Raw genomic sequence first — 3,927 nt, 5'->3', positions numbered from 1 at the left:
GGGTTTATAAGCCCAAACCGCCGAAAATTCCGATAACTTAAAATATTCTGATTGATACTACCCTACCGATGATGTTTTGACGTTCTGATTCAGTAACCCACGTTTATTGATATAAGTATTTAACGCAATATGACTTTTATATCCCAGCACTTTAGCAATTTTTCGCACGGATAAACCATAACCAAGTAGCTCTGTTATTCTTGGCACATCCATATCAAACTTACTTTTCTGTAAAGTCCCTTTAGGTTTTCCTAATTGCTGTCCTTGTGATTTTTTCGCTGATAATGCTTCTTTAGTACGTAAACTAATCAAGTCTCGCTCAATTTCTGCAAACAAAGAAAATAAGGTTATTACTATTTTCGAGTTCATATCATGATGGGCAATATCTAGACTTTGCTTAATGGCAATAACTCGTATATTGCGCTCAATCAACGCATTAACTAAAGCAATAACCTCAGACGTGCTACGGCCTAAACGACTGAGTTCAGTCACAATTAAGGTATCGTGTTCGTCAAGTAATTGCATTAGCTCATCAATTCTACGTTGCTTACTCGTTTGACGAGATGAGATCGTGATTTCAATATATTCATCAATATGTAATATCTGTCTTCTAGCGAACTCTAATATTTCCAATTTTTGGTGATTTAAGTCTTGTTTGTCGGTAGATGCACGCAAATACGCAATGACTTTAGCCATGAAGACCACCCGTTTTGTCTTAATGTTTAAATTGGTATAAAACTATATAAATTGTATGTTATTTTTTCACTGTTTTATATATACAGCATGATGCTATATTAATGCTCGTATTTACCTATACAGTTTTTATGTACACATGGCACAAGATAGTGAAAGACTGACCATTTTGTCAGATGCTGAACAATTTGCTTTATATGCTCTTCCTGATTTTGATGACAATCAGAGGATGCATTATTTGTCTTTTTCGGAGACTGAACTAAAACTTATATTTAGTCGAAAAGAAATACATTCACAAATGCATTGTGCCTTACAAATTGGCTATTTCAAAGCGAAGTATGCCTTTTTTATCTTTTCGTGGTCACAAACAGAGACTGATTGTCAATTTATTCTAGAACGATACTTTGGTGACCAAACGTGGATTCCAAAGTCTGTTACCAAGCATGAATATTATACTCAGCGCACAGCTATCGCGTACTTATTTAACTATCATCTTTGGTCTGCCAAATTTTTACCTCAGTTAGTCAACAAGGCTAATCACAGTGTGCATCGTGATGTTTCTCCTCGGTTTATTGTTGCTGAACTACTTATTTACTTGAATGAAAATAGAATCATTAGGCCTGCTCATACAACCTTACAAACGCTTATTAGTGAAACCTTATCTGCCGAGCGTGAACGCCTATCAAAGCTGCTCATCAATATGCTGGATGAGCCGAGTCAGAATATTATTCAGCAATTGTTAATCCGTGATGAAGCCTTGTCAGGCCTTGCTATTCTCAAACAAGATGCCAAACATTTTGGCTACCGACAAATGGTGTTAGAGCGACAAAAAAGGACGACATTGGCTCCTATCTATGAGATTGTCACGCGACTTTTACCTAAACTTGCCATTTCTCGCCAAAATCTAAGTTATTATGCCAGTCTGACAAATTTCTATACTATCTACGATTTGCGTCGACTTAAGCCTGAACAAACTTATCTGTATTTATTGTGCTATGCGTGGCAACGCTATCGCCAATTTACCGACAATCTCATTGATGCCTTAGGCTATCATATGAAACTTCTAGAAGATCAAACAAAAAACAAAGCAAAGAAAAAATACGCCATAGAGCAGGCTGGGCGACAGCAGGAAACAAGACAGGTTGGCCGATTGCTATTATTGTATGTCGATAGCGAAGTAGCTGACACCCTACCTTTTGGTACAGTGCGTGAGCGAGCGTTTTCTATTATCCCTAAACACACACTAGAAATAATAGGTCACCGCTTAAGCCAAAAGCCTGTCAGTGAATTATCACTACGCTGGCAAATGGTAGATGACCTAGCCGATCGTATTCGAAGGCACTTGCGCCCACTATATACCACGATCAACTTCTCTTGTAATACAACTACCAGCCCATGGCTTTCTGCGTTAGCATGGATGAAAGACGTTTTTTCTAAGCAACAACGTTTATCTCAACGACCGCTACATGAATGTATTGAAGACACTGTCCCGCAACGATTGCGACCCTACCTGCTCACCTTTGACTCAAATGGAAAGGTCACTGGTGTTGATGCTAACCGTTACGAATTTTGGATTTATCGTCAACTGCGAAAGCGTTTAAAGTCGGGAGAAATCTATGTGGATGACAGTATTCAACATCGAAATTTTGCTGATGAATTAGTGAATGTTAGTAATGGCTCAACTATCCTCAGTCAATTAGATATTCCTTGGCTGCAACAGCCTATCAACAGCCAGCTTGATGCATTAAGGCGTGAGCTCCATCATCAATGGCTATCCTTCGATCGTGATTTACGTCAAGGAAAGTTGAAACATGTGGAATATGATCATAAAAGCAAAAAAATCACATGGAAAAAACTAAAAACGAATCTAGATACTTGTCAACAAGATAGTTTTTATCAACAAATGTCATTTTGTGATATTTCTGATGTGTTTCACTTTACGAATACACAATGCCATTTTTTATCGGCGATGACTCCCTTACAGCCTAGGTATGTCAAACAAATCGCTGACCCAACCAATTTAATGGCGGTTATTATCGCTCAAGCGATGAATCACGGGAATTTGTTGATGGCGCAAACCAGCGATATTCCATACCATGCGTTAGAAACCATGTATCAACAATATTTACGACCATCTTCATTGCAAGAGGCAAATGATCGAATCAGTAATGCTATCGCAGCATTACCCATTTTTTCTCATTATTCATTTGATTTAGGTATTCTTTATGGCAGTGTTGATGGGCAAAAATTTTCGGTTGAGCGTCCAACCGTCAAAGCTCGTTACTCTCGAAAATATTTCGGTAAAGGAAAGGGCGTCGTTGCTTACACGATGCTATGTAACCATATTCCATTGCAAGGATGGCTGATAGGTGCTCATGAACTTGAAGCACACCACGTCTTTGATATTTGGTATCACAATAACTCGGATATTACGCCATCAGTTATTACAGGTGATATGCATAGTATCAATAAAGCTAATTTTGCTGTTTTGCACTGGTTTGGATCACGCTTCGAGCCTCGTTTTACGGATTTGGATACACAGTTAAAACATCTTTATTGTGCTGAAGATTTAGTAAACTATGAAAAATATCTTATTCGACCTGTTGGTAAAATAGATTTAGAGCTGATCACTACTGAAAAATCAAATATAGATCAGATTGTTGCAACACTTGGACTAAAAGAAATAACACAAGGCTCGTTAATTAGGAAACTATGTAACTACTCTCAACAAAATCCAACACGTCGAGCAATTTTCGAGTTCGATAAGCTTATTCGTAGTATTTACACCTTACGTTACTTGCGTGAGCCTCAATTACAGCGAAATATCCATCGTTCGCAAAATAGGATTGAGTCATACCATCAGTTGCGATCAGTCATTGCTCAAGTGGGTGGTAAAAAAGAGCTCATAGGCAAAACAGATATAGAAATCGAGGTCAGTAATCAATGCGCTCGGCTTCTTGCCAATATTATTATTTATTACAACTCTGCCATTTTATCGCGACTACTCAACAAATTTGATGGAACCAAAAACCCTAAAACGCTTGCTTTCATCAAGAAAATATCACCTGTGGCTTGGCGGCATATTCATTTGAACGGCCATTATACTTTCAAAAATCATCGCCAGCCTATTGATTTAGATGTACTTGTTTCAAGTGTGGTTTTAGGCTAAAAACAATCTATTGAGGCTATGTTTTAGGAAATCAGAATTTTCGGCGGTTTGGGCTTATAAACCCT

The 3,927-nt window shown here is 38.0% G+C and carries 2 protein-coding genes; one reads left to right on the top strand and one right to left on the bottom strand.

Annotated elements, in window-relative coordinates; translation table 11 throughout:
- Window positions 1–57: 57 nt before the first annotated feature.
- Window positions 58–696, bottom strand: coding sequence for a recombinase family protein (locus C8N29_RS16500; protein WP_107867159.1), 639 nt, complete (start codon window positions 694–696; stop codon window positions 58–60).
- Window positions 697–832: 136 nt separating this feature from the next.
- Between C8N29_RS16500 and C8N29_RS16495 the strand changes: the two genes are divergently transcribed.
- Window positions 833–3,862, top strand: coding sequence for a Tn3 family transposase (locus tag C8N29_RS16495; RefSeq protein ID WP_107867158.1), 3,030 nt, complete (start codon window positions 833–835; stop codon window positions 3,860–3,862).
- The last annotated feature ends 65 nt before the right edge of the window (window positions 3,863–3,927 follow it).

The sequence above is a fragment of the Agitococcus lubricus genome (assembly GCF_003051055.1).
In the GTDB taxonomy this organism is placed as follows: Bacteria; Pseudomonadota; Gammaproteobacteria; order Pseudomonadales; family Moraxellaceae; genus Agitococcus; species Agitococcus lubricus.
Note: the sequence above shows the minus strand (reverse complement) of the source record. Positions and strands in the feature narration are given on the sequence as shown.